Source organism: Dactylosporangium sp. NPDC051087 (assembly GCF_055586325.1).
In genome coordinates, this window is sequence record NZ_JBVJIJ010000001.1 from 214,125 (window position 1) to 232,287 (window position 18,163).

General features: G+C 71.7%; 15 protein-coding genes. All 15 read left to right on the forward strand.

Features of this window, described 5'->3' with window-relative positions:
• The first annotated feature begins 33 nt into the window (after window positions 1-33).
• The 15 genes from ACZ6TV_RS00975 to ACZ6TV_RS01045 all read left to right on the forward strand — a co-directional run bounded on the left by ACZ6TV_RS00975 (window position 34) and on the right by ACZ6TV_RS01045 (window position 18,042).
• Window positions 34-894, forward strand: coding sequence for an Fpg/Nei family DNA glycosylase (locus tag ACZ6TV_RS00975; RefSeq protein ID WP_465293950.1), 861 nt, complete (start codon window positions 34-36; stop codon window positions 892-894).
• 4 nt (window positions 895-898) lie between these two features.
• Window positions 899-2,317, forward strand: coding sequence for a DUF2142 domain-containing protein (locus ACZ6TV_RS00980; RefSeq protein WP_465293952.1), 1,419 nt, complete (start codon window positions 899-901; stop codon window positions 2,315-2,317).
• A gap of 199 nt (window positions 2,318-2,516) precedes the next feature.
• Window positions 2,517-4,028 carry a sugar transferase gene (locus ACZ6TV_RS00985; RefSeq protein ID WP_465293956.1) on the forward strand — a complete coding sequence of 504 codons (1,512 nt, stop codon included), beginning with the start codon at window positions 2,517-2,519 and terminating at the stop codon, window positions 4,026-4,028.
• A 704-nt stretch (window positions 4,029-4,732) separates the two neighbouring features.
• Window positions 4,733-5,920, forward strand: coding sequence for a sensor histidine kinase (locus ACZ6TV_RS00990; protein WP_465293958.1), 1,188 nt, complete (start codon window positions 4,733-4,735; stop codon window positions 5,918-5,920).
• Window positions 5,921-5,968: 48 nt separating this feature from the next.
• Window positions 5,969-6,787 (forward strand): LytR/AlgR family response regulator transcription factor, encoded by an 819-nt coding sequence (locus ACZ6TV_RS00995; RefSeq protein WP_465293960.1) that lies wholly within the window; start codon window positions 5,969-5,971, stop codon window positions 6,785-6,787.
• A 63-nt stretch (window positions 6,788-6,850) separates the two neighbouring features.
• Window positions 6,851-7,555, forward strand: a complete 705-nt coding sequence (locus tag ACZ6TV_RS01000; protein ID WP_465293962.1) for a response regulator transcription factor — start codon at window positions 6,851-6,853, stop codon at window positions 7,553-7,555.
• Entirely contained in the window at window positions 7,552-8,571 is a 1,020-nt protein-coding gene (locus ACZ6TV_RS01005) for a HAMP domain-containing sensor histidine kinase (RefSeq protein ID WP_465293964.1), read from the forward strand. Before ACZ6TV_RS01000 ends, ACZ6TV_RS01005 begins: the two co-directional genes overlap by 4 nt.
• Before the next feature lie 338 nt (window positions 8,572-8,909).
• Window positions 8,910-10,427, forward strand: coding sequence for a DUF4153 domain-containing protein (locus ACZ6TV_RS01010; RefSeq protein ID WP_465293966.1), 1,518 nt, complete (start codon window positions 8,910-8,912; stop codon window positions 10,425-10,427).
• A gap of 76 nt (window positions 10,428-10,503) precedes the next feature.
• Window positions 10,504-10,893, forward strand: a complete 390-nt coding sequence (locus ACZ6TV_RS01015) for a hypothetical protein (protein ID WP_465293968.1) — start codon at window positions 10,504-10,506, stop codon at window positions 10,891-10,893.
• Window positions 10,886-12,583 carry a sodium/solute symporter gene (locus tag ACZ6TV_RS01020; protein ID WP_465293970.1) on the forward strand — a complete coding sequence of 566 codons (1,698 nt, stop codon included), beginning with the start codon at window positions 10,886-10,888 and terminating at the stop codon, window positions 12,581-12,583. Before ACZ6TV_RS01015 ends, ACZ6TV_RS01020 begins: the two co-directional genes overlap by 8 nt.
• Before the next feature lie 68 nt (window positions 12,584-12,651).
• The gene (locus tag ACZ6TV_RS01025; protein WP_354777173.1) at window positions 12,652-13,416 is read left to right on the forward strand and encodes an ABC transporter ATP-binding protein; all 765 of its coding nucleotides are present in this window, start codon (window positions 12,652-12,654) and stop codon (window positions 13,414-13,416) included.
• Window positions 13,407-15,263 (forward strand): ABC transporter permease, encoded by a 1,857-nt coding sequence (locus tag ACZ6TV_RS01030; protein ID WP_465293973.1) that lies wholly within the window; start codon window positions 13,407-13,409, stop codon window positions 15,261-15,263. Before ACZ6TV_RS01025 ends, ACZ6TV_RS01030 begins: the two co-directional genes overlap by 10 nt.
• 16 nt (window positions 15,264-15,279) lie before the next feature.
• Window positions 15,280-15,780, forward strand: coding sequence for a flavin reductase family protein (locus ACZ6TV_RS01035; protein WP_465293975.1), 501 nt, complete (start codon window positions 15,280-15,282; stop codon window positions 15,778-15,780).
• Between the two features lie 154 nt (window positions 15,781-15,934).
• Complete coding sequence (locus ACZ6TV_RS01040) at window positions 15,935-16,282, forward strand: DUF485 domain-containing protein (RefSeq protein ID WP_465293977.1); 348 nt, start codon at window positions 15,935-15,937, stop codon at window positions 16,280-16,282.
• Entirely contained in the window at window positions 16,279-18,042 is a 1,764-nt protein-coding gene (locus ACZ6TV_RS01045; protein ID WP_465293979.1) for a solute symporter family protein, read from the forward strand. Before ACZ6TV_RS01040 ends, ACZ6TV_RS01045 begins: the two co-directional genes overlap by 4 nt.
• The last annotated feature ends 121 nt before the right edge of the window (window positions 18,043-18,163 follow it).

Consider the following 18,163-nt stretch of genomic DNA (forward strand, 5'->3'; position numbering starts at 1 on the left):
ACGGGAAAAGACTACTTGAGGCAGACTGGACGGGTGCCCGAGCTTCCCGAGGTCGAAGCGCTCGCCGCGTTCCTCCGCGACCGCGCCGCCGGCCACGCCATCGACCGCATCGAGGTCCCGTCGCTGAGCGCGTTGAAGACCTTCGACCCGCCGATCACCGCCGCGACCGGCCTGCCGCTGACCGGCGCGTCCCGCTACGGCAAGTTCCTCGACATCCACGTCGGCGACGACCTGCACCTCGTCACCCACCTCGCCCGTGCCGGCTGGCTGCACTATCGCGAGTCGTTCAACGCCAAGACCCCGCTCAAGCCCGGCTCCGGCCCGATCGCGGTGCGGGTGCGGCTCGACGACGAGTCCGGCTTCGACCTCACCGAGGCCGGCACGAAGAAGAGCCTCGCCGCCTACTTCGTGTCCGACGTCAGGCTCGTCCCCGGCATCGCCCGGCTCGGCCCGGACGTCCTCGCGGTCAGCACCGACGAGTTCGCGGCCGCGATCCGCAGCCGCAAAGGGCAGATCAAGGGCGTCCTCACCGACCAGACGGTGATCGCCGGGGTCGGCAACGCGTATTCGGACGAGATCCTGCACGCCGCCAAGATGTCCCCGTTCGCGCTGACCAACCGCATCACCGACGAGACGATGGCGACCCTGCACGCCGCGACGCGGGCCGTGCTGACCGACGCGGTCACCCGCTCGGTCGGGCAGAAGGCCGCGACGCTGAAGTCCGAGAAGCGCTCCGGCCTCGCCGTGCACGCGCGCACCGGGCTGCCCTGCCCCGTCTGCGGCGACACCGTCCGCGAGGTCTCCTTCGCCGACACGTCGCTGCAGTACTGCCCCACCTGCCAGACCGGCGGGAAACCCTTGGCCGACCGGCGGTTGTCGAAGCTCGTACGCTGACCCGGTGCGCCGTGCCTTCCTGATCGCCTTCGTCGGCTTCTTCCTGCTCGGCGCGGCGTGGGCGCTCGCCCTGCCCACCAACGGCACCTACGACGAGAAGCAGCACCTCATCCGGGCGTGGGCGGTGTGGACCGGCCAGTGGCTGCCGCACGACCGCGCGCTGGACGCCAGCGGCAACGACACGAACGCGTTCACCGGCCCGCGCAGCCTGCTGCCGGCCGACGCCGACTGCACGTGGATCGACAAGCCCGCGTACAAGCCGGCGTCCTGCCTGACGTTCACCGACGACCGCTCCACCGTCCTGCAGCCGAGCGCGGCCGCCCGGTACAGCCCCGTCTACTACGCCCTGGTCGGGCTGCCGCTGCGGATCTCCCCCACCGAGTCCGGGCTGATCTGGTCCCGGCTGCTGTCGGCCGCCCTGTCGGCGCTGCTGCTCGCTGCGGCGTTCGCGCTGGCCGGGACGGGGCTGCTACGGGCCGCGGTCGTGCTCGCCGCGACGCCGATGCTGCTCGACCTCGCCGGCGCGATCAACCCCAACGGCCTGGAGATCAGCGCCGCAGTCCTGCTCTATGTCGCCGTCCTGCGCAAACACTGGCCCGCGGCAGGGGTCGCCGCGGCGTTGCTCATCACGACCAGAGATCTCGGTCCCTTCTTCGCGGCCGCGGTACTGGCCGTGTCGCTGTTCGTGACCCGCTCATGGCCCAGGTCCCGGGCACTCTGGCTGCCCGCCGCGGGCGGACTCGCGTTCGCGGCGTTCTGGACCCTCGCCGCGTCCCGGACCGACGCCGTCGACCCCGGCCGGGACATCGCCGCCACGACCAGCGGCGCGATCCTGCGCGACATCGCCGACGCCCGCGCCGAGTTCTGGGTCCGGCAGATCGTCGGCCAGTTCGGCTACGGCGAGACCACGGTGTCCATCGGCATGATCGGGCTCTGGTACCTGCTGGTCGCCCTGCTGGTCGTGCCCGCGCTGTGGTTCGGACCCGCCGCTCTGCGCGTCGGCATCCTGGCCGCCGGTCTCGGCTCCCTGGTCCTGCTGGTCGCCCTGGAGCTCTACTTCGCGCCCAAGGTCGGCCACTTCGCTCACGGCCGTTACGTCATGCCGCTCGGTGTCGGCGTGGTCCTCCTCGCCGGGTTCACGGACCGTTACGAAGCGTGGCTGACCGCCCGGCGCCGACTCCTCGGGTTGATCCTTTTGACCGTGCCGCTGCACGTCTACGCCCTCGCCCGCGTCATGACCCGCTTCCAGCGCGGAATCAACGAAGGGCTTAACCCGATCGGGGGAACGTGGCAGCCACCACTCGGCAGCGTCCTGCCCCTTCTAGCCTGTTTGGTGGGAGGTGCGCTACTCGGGGTGATTGTCACGCGGAGTTCTGTCCGGCCCACGCCAGTGCACTCGACAGCCAACACGTTGAGCAACTAGTCTCGGCCGGTCGTCGTCAGTTGCCCGAGCCAACATGGGACACTTCTCGCGTGCGATCGGGTGTCCTTGCCGTCGGCGACCACAACCCACCCGGTCGAGCAGTTGAGCGCCCTGATCCCCGGATCGTGGTGCGAGAGGACACACTCAGGTGACCGCTAGTCTCCAACGTCCGGCCACCCCGCCGATCCGGAGATCGACCTTGGGTGAGCTTGACAGCTTCGAGATCCTTCCCGAGCACGCGCTCACCCCCCTCGGCCCCAACGGCGTGCCCCGCTCCGGCTGGCAGCGCGCCCGCAGAGTGTCCCGCTGGCACCGCCCGTATGCGGCGATCCTGCTGCTGCTCGACACCCTCGCGTGCGTCATGGCCAGCGTCACCGCCAGGACCTTCCTCGACACCAAGACCAACGAGATCTTCGAAAAGGCCCCCGGCCTGTGGACCTCGATCACGTTCGGCGCCCTGCCGGCCGTCTGGCTGCTCGTCCTCTGGGGCCACGGCGCCTACGACCGCCGCTATCTCGGCACCGGCACCGACGAGTTCAAACGCGTCGTCCGCGCCTCCTGGACCGTCGTCGCGATCGTCGCCTTCGCCGCGTTCGCCACCAAGACCCCGGTCTCCCGCACCTCGGTCGGCGCCGCGCTCGTCGGCGGCCTGCTCTATGTGCTGGTCCTGCGCTATCTCGCCCGGCGCGTCCTGCAGCACGTGCGGACCAGGTACAGCCTCGCCACCCACCGCCTCCTGCTCATCGGCACCCTGCAGGAAGCGCTCGAGGTGCACCAGGCGATCGCCCGCGACCCCGCCGCCGGCCTCGTCCCCGTCGGCATCCACCTCACCGAGGGCTACGCACCGCGCCCGAGCACCGTCACCCCCGTGCCCGTGCACGCCGGCCGCGACATCCTCTCCCTGGTCCGCGAGCTCAACGCCGACACGATCGCCGTCTGCGGCTCCGCCAGCGCCGAGCCCGTCGAGCTGCGCCGCCTCGCCTGGCAGCTCGAAGGGACGGGCATCGACCTGGCCGTCGCCCCGCAGCTCACCGACATCGCCGGCCCACGCGTGCACATCAGGCCCATCGAGGGCATCCCGCTGCTGTACGTGGAAGAGCCCAAGCTCTCCGGCATCGGCTGGGTCCTCAAGAACGTCATCGACCGGGTCCTGGCCCTCATCGCCCTGCTGGTCGTCCTGCCCTTCTTCCCGATCGTGGCCCTGGCCATCAAGCTCTCCGACCCCGGCCCGATCTTCTTCCGCCAGCCCCGCATCGGCCGCGAAGGCAAGATGTTCAAGGTCTGGAAGCTCCGCACCATGTATGTCGACGCCGAAGAACGCCAGGCCACCCTCGACGAGCACAACGAGAGCGACGGCCTGCTCTTCAAGATGAGGAACGACCCGCGCATCTTCAAGGTCGGCAAGTGGCTGCGCGCCACCTCGATCGACGAGCTCCCCCAGATCCTCAACGTCCTCGCCGGCGAGATGTCCCTCGTCGGCCCCCGCCCCCTGCCCGCCGACGACGGCGACTTCCTCGGCGACGTGCGCCGCCGCCTCCTCGTCCGCCCCGGCATCACCGGCCTGTGGCAGGTCAGCGGCCGCAGCGACCTCTCCTGGGACGACGCGGTCCGCCTGGACCTCTACTACGTGGACAACTGGTCCCTGGTCCTCGACCTCCACACCCTCTGGCGCACCATCGGCGTCGTCGTGTTCCGTAAGGGCGCCTACTGAAATTCCCCGGCTCCGGGGTCGCCGGAGCGGGGGTTCCCACCCGCACCCCCATGCGCCACTGCGTGGCGCACTGCCTGCGCTGGGGCGCGGCAGCTTAGGGCGCGTGCGCGCGGCATCCCGGGGGCTGGGCGCCGTTCGGCCGCCTGACTGTGACCCCGCCCGTCTGCCTCGCCGCCCCGCCCGTTCGCTCGCCTGCCTCGGCGCACGTCCCCTGCCGCTCGCTCGCGCGCCAGCGCGACTCACTGCGCGCCTGCCGGCTCGCGCGCCTGCCCCCGCTTGCCGCTCGCGCGCTTGCCTGCCTCGCCGCTTGTCCCCGGCCGCTCGCTCGCGCGCCTGCGCGTCTCACCGTTCGCGCGCATCACTGCTTGCCTGTCCAGCTCGCGCGCCTGCCTTACCGCTTGCCGGCTCGCTTGCCTGGCTGCCGCTCGCCCGTTCGCTCGTCCGCCTGCCTGCTCGCCGTGCGGCTGCCCGCCTGTGCGCCGCTCGGCCGGTCGGTTGGTCGTCTGCCGGCGGGCGTCGGGGTTGGGTCGGCATGATCCGGAAGACCTTGTGCGGCCGTGGTCGCGCGGTGGTGCCCGCTCGTGCTGGGGGACGGCGTTGACACAGGCCACCGATCGATGGCGGCCGGCGGCGGATCGCCGGTTGTGGTGGGGCGGGCGGTGGGGCTCTGGCGCGGTGGCTGGGACAGCGTCCAGGATGAGCGCGTGGGTGGGAACCTTGCCGCTGGGATCGCGGTCGTGGGGCTGGCGGTGGCGCTTGCCGGAGCGGTGTGGGCCGTGGTCAGGCTGCGGTCCCGGCGGGCGATCGCCACCGCGGCGCAGCGGGCCACCTACGACGTGCTCCACATCGCGGCGCTGGCCGCCGAGCCGCTGCGCAACGGGTTGACCGAGGTCGGGGCGGGCAAGGCGGTCAGGCATCTGCGGACGCTGACCGGGGCGGCCGGGATCGCGGTCACCGACGCGGTCGTGGTGCTGGCGTTCGACGGGGCGGGGGAGCATCACCGGGAGCAGGTCGCGGCCGCCGCCGCGAAGGCCGTCACCGCCGGGCGGTCCACCGTGCTCGGCAGCGACGAGCTGCCCTGTGACCTCGTCGACTGCCCCGTCCGTGGGGCGGTCGTCGTGCCGCTCGCGCAGCGGGAAGGGGCGCTGGTCGCGCTGTCCGACGGGCCGCCGGCGCCCGGGCTGGTGCAGGCCACCGCCGAGACCGCGCGGTGGGTGGGGACGCAGCTGGCGCTCGCCGAGCTCGACACGTCAAAGGCGAGACTGGCCCGGGCCGAGGTCAGGGCGTTGCGGGCGCAGATCAGCCCGCACTTCATCTACAACGCGTTGACGGCTATTGCGAGTTTTGTCCGGACCAACCCGGAGCTCGCCCGGGAGCTCATCCTCGAGTTCGCCGAGTTCACGCGGTACTCGTTCCGGGCGCACGGGGAGTTCACCACGCTCGCCGAGGAGCTGCGATCCATCGACCGCTATCTGACGATCGAACGGGCCCGGTTCGGGGAGCGGCTGCAGGTACGGCTGCAGATCGCCCCTGAGGTCCTGCCGGTGACGTTGCCGTTCCTGTGCCTGCAACCCCTGGTGGAGAACGCGGTCCGGCACGGGTTGTCGCGGAAGCCGGGAATGGGCACGATCAGCATCGTGGCCAGGGACGCCGGCGCGGAGTGTCACATCACCGTGGAGGACGACGGGGTCGGGATGGATCCTGCTGTACTGCTCAGCGCCGACGACACCACCGACGCCGGGCAGCACGTCGGGTTGCGCAACGTCGATGAACGTCTACGGTCGGTCTTTGGCGACGGGTTCGGCGTCGTGGTCGAGACGGCCCCCGACGCGGGCACGAAGGTCAGCATGCGGGTCCCGAAGTTCCACCCCGGAGTGCGGAGCAGCCAATGAGGACCGGAGTCCGGAGCAGTCAATGAAGACCGGAGTGCGGAGCAGCCAATGACCGGAACGAACCGGAGTGTCAGCGGCCAGATCGTCGGCCAGGGCAGTCCCGTCGAGCAGCAGACCGGGTTCCTGCGTGTCCTCGCCGTCGACGACGAGGTCCCCGCCCTCGACGAGCTCGCGTACCTGCTGCGCGCCGACCCCCGCGTCGGCCGCCTCCACACGGCCGGCGACGCGACCGAGGCGCTGCGCGTCCTGCGGGACATCGACGTCGACGCCGTGTTCCTCGACATCCGCATGCCCGGCCTCGACGGGATGGAGCTGGCCAGGGTCCTCGGCAGGTTCGCCAAGCCGCCCGCCGTGGTGTTCGTGACCGCGTACGACGACCGCGCCGCCGAGGCGTTCGACCTCGGGGTCGCCGACTACGTGCGCAAACCGGTCCGCGCCGACCGGATCGCCGAGTCGCTGCGCCGGGTCCTCGCGGCGCGGCTCGTGCCGACGCACCCGTCGGTCGCCGGGCGCCGCGACCGCCAGGACGACCCGACGATCCCGGTGGAGCTGGCCGGGACGACCAGGATGCTGCCGCGCTCTGCGGTCCGGTGGGTCGAGGCGCAGGGCGACTACGCCCGGCTGCACACCGCAGACGCCTCTCACCTGGTCCGCGTCTCTCTGGCCACGCTCGCCGAGCGCTGGGCGGACGCCGGGTTCGTGCGGGTGCACCGTTCGTTCCTGGTACAGCTGAAACTCATCACCGAGCTGCGCATGACGAACACGGGCTATGTGGTGGTGCTCGACGACCGCGAGCTGCCGGTCAGCCGCCGGCACACCCGGGAGCTGAAGGACCGTCTGGTGCGCGCCGCCAAATCATGGTCATAGGTCTTCACGACTCCTCCACATCACGCACCGTTGCCCCTCGCATCTACCCAATACGCTGCTGGCATGAGCGCAGTGGGCACCGGTGAGCGGCGGAAGGTCCTCGTCGTCGACGACGAGCGGATGATCGCCGAGTCGATCGCGGCCCGGCTGCGCGCCGAGGGCTTCGCGGTCGACCAGGCACACGACGGCCCGTCGGCGGTCGCGGCCGCCAAACTGCTGCGCCCGGATCTGGTCGTCCTGGACGTGATGCTGCCCGGGTTCGACGGTCTCGAGGTCTGCCGGCGCATCCAGGCGGAGCGACCTGTCGCGGTCCTCATGCTCACCGCCCGTGACGACGAGACCGACATGCTCGTCGGGCTGGCGGTCGGCGCCGACGACTACATCACCAAGCCGTTCTCGATGCGGGAGCTCGCCGCCCGGGTCCACGTGCTGCTGCGCCGCCTGGAGCGGCTGGCGGCGGCCCAGCCGGAGCCGGACGCGGCGCCGATCGTCCTCGGCGACCTCGAGATCAACCGGGCGCAGCGGCGGGTCAGCCGGGGCGGCGTCGAGGCGCACCTGACGCCGACCGAGTTCGACCTGCTGGTCAACCTCGCGACCCGGCCCCGGACGGTGCTGCCGCGGGAGCGGCTCCTGGCCGAGGTGTGGGGGTGGGCGGACGCGTCCGGCACCCGCACCGTCGACAGCCACATCAAGGCGCTGCGCCGCAAGCTCGGGTCCGACCTGATCAGGACCGTCCACGGGGTCGGCTACGCCCTGGAGACCACATGAAGAACTTCCTGGACCTGCTGCCCCGCCCGCTCGACCCGCTGCGCTCGATCAAGCTCAAGCTCGCGGTGCTGCTCGTCGCGTCCGCCGGCGCCGGTCTCGGGGTCTTCTGGGTCGGCATCGGCTGGATCCCGCCGACGACGACGGAGATCGCGCTGACGGTCGGGCTGCTCACCTCCCAGATCCTCGCCCGTGGCGTGACGTCGCCGCTGCGGGACATGACCGCCGCCGCGCAGGCGATGTCCCGCGGCGACTATTCGGTGCGGGTCCGCGCCACCTCCAAGGACGAGGTCGGCCAGCTCGCCGTGGCGTTCAACCAGATGGCCGCCGAGCTCGCCGCGGCCGACCAGCAGCGGCGCGAGCTCATCGCCAACGTGTCGCACGAGCTGCGCACCCCGATCTCGGCCGTGCAGGCCGTCCTGGAGAACGTCGTCGACGGTGTCGTCCAACCGGACCAGGCGACGCTGCGCACGGCGCTCGCCCAGACCGAACGGCTCGGCCGGCTCGTCACCGAGCTGCTCGACCTCTCCCGTCTCGACGCGGGCGTGATCCCGCTGGACAAGGAGGACTTCCGGGTCGAGGACCTGCTGATCGAGGTGGTCGCCGAGGCGGAGGTCAAGGCGACCGCCGCCGGCTACAAGGTCGAATACCTGTCCTGCGCCTTCCCGGAGAACGCCCTGGTCAGTGCCGACCGGGCGCGGCTGCACCACGTCCTGACCAACCTGGTCGACAACGCCACCCGGCACAGCCCCGAGGGCGGGACCGTCACCATCATCGGCCGCCGCGACGGCGACCAGGTGATGATCGAGGTCGCCGACGAGGGCCCCGGCATCCCGCGCGCTGAGCGTGAGCGGGTGTTCGAGCGGTTCACCCGCGGTGCCCGCGCGTCCGGTGGCGGCACCGGGCTCGGGCTGGCGATCGCCCAGTGGTTCATCCAGCTGCACGACGGCACGATCGCGGTCATCGACCAGCCCGACGGCGTCGCCGGATGTCGCATCCGGGTCACCCTGCCCGTCTGATCCACACGTTCTTCAAGTACGTGTCCGGCCTTCGCCGGACGCGCGGATCCTCATACCCTCCGGAGTCCGACATGTCGCCCTCGACCTTCGAACCGCCCGACGGCCGGCCAAGCCCCCCGGTGCCCGAAGTGCCCGCGGAGTCCGACCGTCCCACGAGCCCCGCACCGGCAGAGCAACCGGCCCCACCCGGACCACACAACCCGCAACCACCGCGCCCGCCGCAGCCCCCGCAACAAGGCCCGCAAACGGTACGGCAGCCGCAGCTCGGGCAGCCCGGGCCGCAGGGAGGCGTCGCCACGCTCGCACCGCCCCAGTCGCAGCAGCCGCCCCCGCGGCCGGTGCCCAATCCCGCGCTGCTCAGCCCGGTCAGGCTGGGCCCGCCGAACCCGACCCCGTTCCAGCTGCGCTGGCCGGCCCGCAGCGTCGCCGCCGGCCCCGAGGTCCTGATCGGTGGTCTCGTCGTCGCGGTGGTCGCGGCCGCCGCCCTGCCGCTGGACCGTCCCGGCATCGGCTGGCCGGTCGCGGGGCTCGCGCTCGTCGGCGCCCTGCTCGTCGTGCTGCTGCGCATGGATCCGCAGCGGCGCGGCACCAGCGCGGTCGAAGCGACCTGCTGGAGCGTCGCGACCGTGGCGCTGCTGTCCGTGGGCGTGTTCCGGGCCGCGGGCTGGTTGTTCGCGCTGTGCGTCCTCGCCGCGTTCGGCAGCGTCGCGCTCGCCGTCGGCGCCGGGCGGCGGGTCCCGGCGGTGTTCATGGCCCTGCTCAACCTGCCGATCGCCGGTTTCCGGGCGCTGCCGTGGGTCCGCTGGGGGATGGCCAGGGCGCGGGCGAAGGAGGGCACGTCCGGCGCGGCGCGGGTGCTCGCCTCGATCGGCCTCGGCCTGCTGCTGCTCGTCGTGTTCGGGGCGCTGTTCGCCAGCGCCGACGCCGCGTTCGACAGCATCGTGCAGGCGATCCTGCCCGACCTGTCGCCGGTCACACCGTTCCGTTGGGCGTTCGTCGGCACTGTCGCCGCCTGGCTCACGTTCGGCGGGGCCTATCTGCTGCACAGCCCGTCCACGATCGGTGACGGCAGGCCACGCGACGTCCGGACGGTGCACTGGTACGAGTGGGTCGTCCCCGTCGGTGCCGTCCTCGCCGTCTTCGGGATCTTCGTCGGCGTGCAGGTCGCGGTCCTTTTCGGCGACCACGACTACGTGATGCGCACCGCCGGGCTCACGTTCGCCGACTACGCGAGGAAGGGCTTCTGGCAGCTGCTCGTCGTCACGCTGCTCACGCTCGTCGTGATCGCTGTCGCGGTGCGCAAGGCGTCCCGGGAGACGACCCGCGACCGGGTGCTGCTGCGCGTGCTGCTGGGCCTGCTGTCGCTCGGCGCGCTCGTCGTCGTGGTCTCCGCGCTGTGGCGCATGAACGTCTACGAGCAGGCGTACGGCTTCAGCCGGCTCCGCGTCCTGGTCAGCGCGTTCGAGCTGTGGCTCGGCGGCGTCATCGTCCTGATCATGGTGGCCGGGGTGGTGCCGGTGACCCGGTGGCTGCCGCGGGCGGCGGTCGCCCTGTGGGTCGTCACGCTGCTGGGGCTCGCGGTGCTGAACCCGGACCGGTTCATCGCCGAGCAGAACGTCGCCAGGTTCGCCAACAACAACACCGACGTCTGGTACCTGTCGACGCTGTCCGCGGACGCCGCGCCCGCGCTCGACAAGCTGCCCGCCGGGGCCCGCGAGTGCGCGCTGTCGGAGATCTCCCGCGACGTGCACGAGGCCGACGACTGGCGCGGCTGGAACATCGGCCGCGCCGAGGCCCGCCGGATCGTGCCCGAGCCGGTCTTCGCGCAGAGCTACCCCTGCTACCGGCGCTACTGAAGAAGCCGAGGGCCGACGTTCAACGGGGGACGTCGGCCCTTGCACTTGTTTCACGCTCATTGCGAGACTGCGGGACATGCAGCCACCGACCGAACGGGTCCGCGTGGTGCTCGGTGACGTCGCCCGCGCCCCGATCGACCCCGCGCGCACCCGCGCCGAGCTCGAGGAGCAGAGCCCGGTCGGGGCCGCCCTCGCCCGCGGGCTGGTGCGCGCCCAGCTGGCCGTCGCGGTGCGGCTCGCCGCGGTCGTCGCGGTCGCGCTGGGCGGGCTGCCGCTGCTGTTCGCCGCCGCTCCCGCCGTCGGCAGCGCGCACCTGTTCGGGATCTCGGTGCCGTGGCTGCTGCTCGGCGTCGCCGCCTACCCGTTCCTGTTCGCCGTCGGCTACGCGTACGTGCGGCTCGCCGAACGCAACGAGGCCGAGTTCGTCGCCCTGGTCGAGGACAGGTCGCAGCACGGTCATGAGTGACTACGCGCTGCCGGCGGTCATCGCGGTCACCCTGGTCACGGTCGCCATCGGCCTGTACGGGCTGCGCTTCGCCCGCACGACGTCGGACTTCCTGGTGGCGTCCCGCATGGTCAGCCCGACCTGGAACGCGGCGGCGATCAGCGGCGAATACCTGTCGGCGGCGAGCTTCCTCGGCGTCGCCGGGCTCATCCTCAAGCACGGCGTCGACGTGCTCTGGTACCCGGTCGGGTTCGCCGCCGGCTACCTGGCGCTGCTGCTGTTCGTCGCCGCCCCGCTGCGCCGCTCCGGGGCGTTCACCCTCCCGGACTTCTGCGAGGTCAGGCTCCGCTCGAAGCGGCTGCGGAAGCTGGCGACCGCGTTCGTCATGTTCATCGGCTGGCTCTACCTCGTGCCGCAGCTGCAGGGCGCGGGCCTGACCCTGCAGACGGTGACCGGTGCCCCGTACGCGCTCGGCGCCCTCCTCGTCGGCGTCGTCGTGACCCTCAACGTGGCGCTCGGTGGGATGCGGTCCATCACGTTCGTGCAGGCGTTCCAGTACTGGCTGAAACTGACCGCCCTGGCGGTGCCCTTCGTCTTCCTGCTCATGCAGTGGCAGTCCGACGGCCGGCCGGCCCTGACCGCGCCGGACGGCCCCACGTTCCCGGTCGCGACCACGGTCACCGTCGACCACCCCACCCGGCTGATCGTGACCGTGCAGACGCAGGTCACCGCGCACGGCCGGCTGGACGGGGCGGCCGTGGACGGCGCCGTGCTGCTCACGGTCGGCGAGCACGTCGCGGACGCCGAAACGGCCATCGATTTCGCGGCCGCCGCGTCGGTACCGAAGGTCGCCGCCGTCTCCGAGGATTCACCGATGGAGTGGCTGCTGCCCGGCGACCATTCGCAGGGGCTGTTCGCGACCTACTCGCTGATCCTCGCCACGTTCCTCGGCACGATGGGGCTGCCGCACGTCCTGGTCCGCTTCTACACGAACGCGGACGGGGCCGCCGCCCGCCGCACCACGCTCGTCGTCCTCGGGCTGGTCGGCGTCTTCTACCTGACCCCGACCCTGTACGGCGTGCTCGGCCGCGTGTACACACCGCAACTGCTGATGACCGGGAACACCGACGCGGTCGTGCTGCTGCTGCCGTCGGCGGCGCTCGGCGGCGGGCTCACCGGCCAGCTGCTCAGCGCGCTCGTCGCCGCCGGTGCGTTCGCCGCGTTCCTGTCCGCGTCCTCCGGCCTGCTGACCAGCGTCGCCGGGGTCCTGTCCACCGACGTGCTCGGGCACGGGTCGGTCCGCGACTTCCGCCGCTCCGCGCTGGTGGCGGGCGTGGTGCCGCTGCTGCTCGCCCTGTTCGTCGCGAGCCTCGACGTGTCGCAGGTCGTCGGTCTGGCGTTCGCCGTCGCCGCGTCGAGCTTCTGCCCGCTGCTCGTCCTCGGCATCTGGTGGCGGGGCCTGACCGCGATCGGCGCGGCGGCCGGAATAGTCGCCGGTGGTGGCGCCGCGGCCGCCGCGGTGCTGCTCACGGTGCTCGGCGGGCCGCTGACCGGCTGGGCGGGCGTCCTGACCACCCAACCGGCCGCCTGGAGCGTGCCACTGGCGTTCCTGGTCATGATCGTGGTGTCGTTGCTCACCCGCCAACGCTTGCCGAAGGACCTCGGAGCGATCATGCTTCGCCTGCACGCGCCGGACGCGCTGCGCATGTAAGCGAAGATGCGGGGGATGCGGGGGATGCGGGGGATGCGGGGGATGCGGGCGTGACCTACGGTCGAGAAGTGACGGATCGTGAGCCTGCATCGGCTCTCGCGCTGCGGGGGCTGTCCAAGCGTTTTGACCAGAAGGTCGCCGTCGCCGGCGTCGACCTCGACGTGCCGACCGGCTCGTTCTTCGGGCTCCTCGGCCCCAATGGCGCCGGCAAGACGACGTCGCTGTCGATGGCCGTCGGGCTGCTGCGCCCCGACGCCGGCCACGCCTATGTCCTCGGCCACGACGTCTGGTCCGACCCCGTCGAGGCGAAGCGCCGCCTCGGCGCGCTCACCGACTCGGCCCGCATGTTCGACCGGCTCACCGGCGGCGAGCTGCTCGCCTACACCGGACTGCTGCGCGGCCTGCCGCAGGACGTCATCGACGCCCGCGCCGCCGAGCTGCTCGACGTCCTGGGCCTCGCCGACGCCGGCCGCACCCTCGTCGTGGACTACTCCGCGGGCATGAAGAAGAAGATCGGCCTGGCCTGCGCGCTGCTGCACGCGCCGCGGCTGCTGGTCCTCGACGAGCCGTTCGAGGCCGTCGACCCGGTTTCGGGTGCCCTGATCCGCGACATCCTCGTGCGGTACGTGCGCAACGGCGGCACCGTGATCTTCTCCAGCCACGTGATGGAGGTCGTGGAGCGGCTCTGCACCCACATCGCGATCCTCGCCGACGGCCAGATCAAGGTCGTCGGCACGACCGAGCAGGTGAAGGGCGGCCGGGAGCTCGAGGACGTGTTCGTCGACGTCGTCGGCGGCCGCGTCGCGACCGGCGCGGAGCTGTCGTGGCTGTGACCCCCGAGCCGCCCGCCGAACCGCGCATCCCCGCCCAGCACATCCCTGACAATCCTGACACCCCTGACGCGCGCGGCGCCGAACGGCACGTACCGTCGCCGCGGACCGCGCCGGTCGAGACGGCGGCTGCCGGTGTGGCAGTTCCGGCCGGCGGGGTGTTCGCGCCGCGGCCCGAGCCGATCCGTGGTGGCGAGCCGAAGGTCAGCTACTTCGTCCGGTTGAAACTGCGCATCCTCGGCAACACGATGCGCGGCAAGAAGTCGCGGATCTGGCTGTTCATCCTCGGCATCTTCTTCGGCCTGTGGGCGGCGTTCGTCGGTCTGGCCGTGTTCGCCGGCAGCAGCGTCGCCGATCCCGGGCTGCGGCCCACGCTCGCCGCGTTCGCCGGCACCGCCCTCGTCCTCGCCTGGGTCCTCGTGCCGCTGCTGTTCTTCGGCGTCGACGAGACCCTCGACCCGGCCAGGTTCGCGCTGCTGCCGGTGCCGCGCCGCACCCTGGTCCTCGGCATGCTCGCCGCCGCCGTCGTCGGCATCCCGCCGGTCGTCACGCTGCTCGCCGCGCTCGGCTCGACCGTCGGCGCGATCTCCGACGGCGGCATCGGTGCCGGTGCCGTCGCGGTCCTCGGCGCCGCCGTCGGGCTCGCCGTGTGCGTCGCCGCGAGCCGCGCCGTCACCAGCGCGTTCGCCGGCATGCTGCGCTCCCGGAAGGTCCGCGACCTGGCGGCGCTGCTCATCGCCCTCGCCGGCATCTCCTGCAACCCGATCTTCCAGCTGGTGTTCGCCCTCGTCGAGAACGGCGAGTCGAAGCAGGCCACGACGATCGGCGGGGTCCTGTCCTGGACGCCGCTCGCCGCGCCGTTCGTCGCCTACGTCGACGCGATCGACGGCAACTGGCACCTCGCCGCCGCCCGCCTCGCGATCGGCGTCGCCGGCGTCGCGGTGCTGCTGTGGTGGTGGCTGCAGACGATCGAGTCCGCGATGCTCGGCACCGCGTCCGCCGCCGCGGCGAAGAAGGCGAAGGCCGTGGACGGCAAGCCCGTCCGGGCGTTCCTGCCCGCCGTCGTACGGTCGCTGCCGGTCGGCCGGTTCACCGGGCTCGTCGGCCGGGAGGTCCGCTACTGGGGCCGCGACCCGCGCCGCCGGGCGAGCCTCATCTCGCTGCTCGCCGCTTCGGTCGTCATCCCGTTCGCGTTCACGTTCGGCTTCGGCACCGGCTCCAGCGCGCAGGAGCAGGAGGCGGCGCGGCAGAGCATCGGCATGAGCGACGGCGCCCTCATCCTGTCGCTGATGTTCGCCGGCGCGTTCGTCGGCCTGGTCCTGGTCAACCAGTTCGGCAACGACGGCACCGCGTATGCGCTGCACATGCTCACCAACGTGCCCGGCCAGATCGAGCTCGCCGCCCGCGCGATCGGCGTCGGCATCCTCACCTTCCCGCTGCTGGCCGCCGGGACCGTCGCCGTGTCGGTGCTCAGCGGCCACACCGACCAGCTCGCCGCCGCCCTCGGCATCGGGTTGTGCAGCTATGGCATCTCCGTCGGCGCGGCCGGCATCACGTCGGTGCTCGCGCCCTACCCGATGCCGGACTCCGCCAACCCGTTCGCCATGAACACCGGCCAGGGCAGCGCGAAGAGCATGCTCTCGTTCGTCAGCATGATCGTCACGTGGGTGCTGACGGCGCCGCTGATCGTCGCGTTCTTCCTGCTCCCCGGCGGGCTGACCTGGGTGCTGCTGCCGGTCGGACTGGTGTGGGGCTTCGCGCTGGCCTGGGTCGGCACCCGCCTCGCCGGCAACCTCCTCGAACGCCGCGCCCCCGAGGTGCTCGTCGCGGTCACGCCGAAGCTGGGGTAGGCCACACAATGGGCGGGTGAGTATCCACGCGTCGGATCCGTTCGCCACACCGGACGACCAGCGCTCGCCGCTGCGCCGCCTGCGGGGGCGCCTGCCGGCCCCGGTGACCCTGTGGACGGCCGCCGGGCCGGCCGGGCTCACCGTCTCCTCGATGATGGTCGCCGACGGCGACCCCGGCCGGGTCGCCGGGCTGATCGACGACGAGAGCGGCCTGTGGACCGCCGCCGAGGCGGCCGGCCGCTTCGCCGTCGTGCCGCTCGCCGAGGGCGACAACCAGCTCGCCGAGCGGTTCGCGGGGATGATGCCCGCGCCCGGCGGCCTGTTCGCGACCGGCGACTGGGAGGACACCGAGTTCGGCCCGGTGCCGCGTGGGTACCCGTGGGCCGCCTGCACCCTGGACGGGGCCGACCAGTTCGGCTGGTCGTTGCTCGTGAGGGCGACGATCGTCGGGGTCCACCTGACGGAGATCGTGGCGAAGCCCCTGCTCCACCACAGGGGTCGGTACACCTCGATATAAACGTCGGTAAACGGTGTGACCGCTGTCACTCGGCGCACCGAACCTGCCGCTCGGCGCAGGGGTCCGCCGGGCCCGTCCAGGGATCTTCACGCCCACCCGGCGGGTTCCTACCGTGCGCCGTACCCACACCCCAAACGGCAGGTGGTGATCCCCCATGAGCACCGATACGCCGGTGCCGACCGGCACGGACGACGTCAACAAGTACGTCACCGTCGCCAACACCCCGGAGTTCGCCGAGCTGCGCCGGTCCCTGCGCCGCTTCGTCTTCCCGGTCTCCGCCGCGTTCCTCGTCTGGTACGCGCTGTACGTGCTGCTCTCCGCCTACGCCCGCGACTTCATGAGCACCAAGGTCGTCGGCCACGTCAATATCGCGTTGATCTTCGGGCTGCTGCAGTTCGTGTCGACGTTCCTCATCGCCTGGCTGTACACCCGCTACGCCGACCGTCGCGTCGACCCCCTCGCCGACGACCTGCGCGCCAAGATCGAAGGGAGCCCCGAATGAACGGGATCACCCTCGCGGTGGGAGCGACCACCACCCGGACGCTGACCCTCACGCTCTTCGTCGTCCTGGTCGCGGCCACCCTCGCCATCACCATCTGGGCCAGCCGGCAGACCAAGAGCGCTGCCGACTTCTACGCCGGCGGCCGGTCCTTCACCGGCTTCCAGAACGGCATGGCCATCGGCGGCGACTACATGTCGGCGGCGAGCTTCCTCGGCATCGCCGGCATCATCGCCCTCAACGGCTACGACGGCTTCCTGTACTCCATCGGCTTCCTCGTCGCCTGGCTCGTCGCGCTGCTGCTCGTCGCCGAGCTCATGCGCAACTCGGGCCGCTACACGATGGCCGACGTCCTCGCGTTCCGGATGCGTCAGGCGCCGGTCCGCACCGCCGGGTCGATCTCCACGATCATCGTGTCGATCTTCTACCTCCTGGCCCAGATGGTCGGCGCCGGCGCGCTCGTCGCGCTGCTGCTCGGCATCAAGGCCGGCGACACGTTCCTCGGCATGAGCGCGGAAGCCGCGAAGATCGTCACCATCGCCCTCATCGGCGTGCTGATGATCGTCTACGTGACCGTCGGCGGCATGAAGGGCACCACCTACGTCCAGATCGTCAAGGCGTTCATGCTCATGCTCGGCGCCCTGCTGCTGACGCTGATGGTGTTCGCCGCGTTCAAGTTCAACCTGTCGTCGCTGCTCGGTGAGGCCGCCGCCAAGTCCGGCCGGACCCCGCCGGAATCGTTCCTGCAGCCCGGCCTGCGCTACGGCCGCGACATCGCCGGAAACGCCGCCGCGACCCTCGCCAGCAAGCTCGACCTGATCTCGCTCGGTCTCGCCCTGGTCCTCGGCACCGCCGGCCTGCCGCACATCCTGATCCGCTTCTACACGGTCCCCAACGCCAAGGCGGCCCGCAAGAGCGTGGTCTGGGCGATCGGCATCATCGGCGTCTTCTACCTGATGACCCTCGCCCTCGGCTTCGGTGCCGCGGCGCTCGTCGGACGGCAGGCCATCCTCGCCCAGGACCCCGGCGGCAACACGGCGGCCCCACAGCTCGCCGAGGCCCTCGGCAAGCGCTACCTAGGTGGTGACTTCGGCGGCTCACTGCTGCTCGCCATCATCGCCGCCGTCGCCTTCGCCACCATCCTCGCGGTCGTCGCCGGGCTCACCCTCGCGTCGTCCTCCTCCCTGGCGCACGACCTGTACGCCAACGTCATCAAGCGCGGCCAGACCACCGAGCGGCAGGAGGTCGTCGTCGCCCGGTACTCCGCGTTCGTCATCGGCGCGGTCTCGATCGTGCTCGGCATCTTCGCCCGCAACCTCAACGTCGCGTTCCTGGTGGCGCTCGCCTTCGCGATCGCCGCGTCGGCGAACCTGCCGGCGATCCTCTTCTCCCTCTTCTGGAAGAAGTTCAACACCCGCGGCGCGACGTGGGGCATCTACGCCGGTCTGATCTCCGCCGTCGGCATCGTGCTCATGAGCCCGATCGCCTGGGGCGGCGTCAGCGACGCCCGCACCCCGGCGACCCTCAACGCGGCGCAGGCGAAGACCTGCGGCGTGGAGCAGACGTCGAAGGCGGTCTCCAACCCGACGGCGCTGTTCAGCTGCACCACCGCGGCGCCGATCCCGCTGGAGAACCCGGGCCTGATCTCGATCCCGATCGGGTTCATCTTCGCCGCGCTCGGGGCGCTGACCAGCAAGGAACGCGACCCGGACAAGTTCGCCGAGCTGGAGGCCCGCTCCCTCACGGGTGCCGGAGCCGTCTGAGATGTAGTGGGGGGGGGGGGGGGGGGGGGGGGGAGCCAGGCCAGAAGACCCGTCGCCAAGCTGGTGTCCCAGTGTGAGATGTGGGGCGTTGTGGGGGAAGAAAACAAAAGCCTTTTGCCCA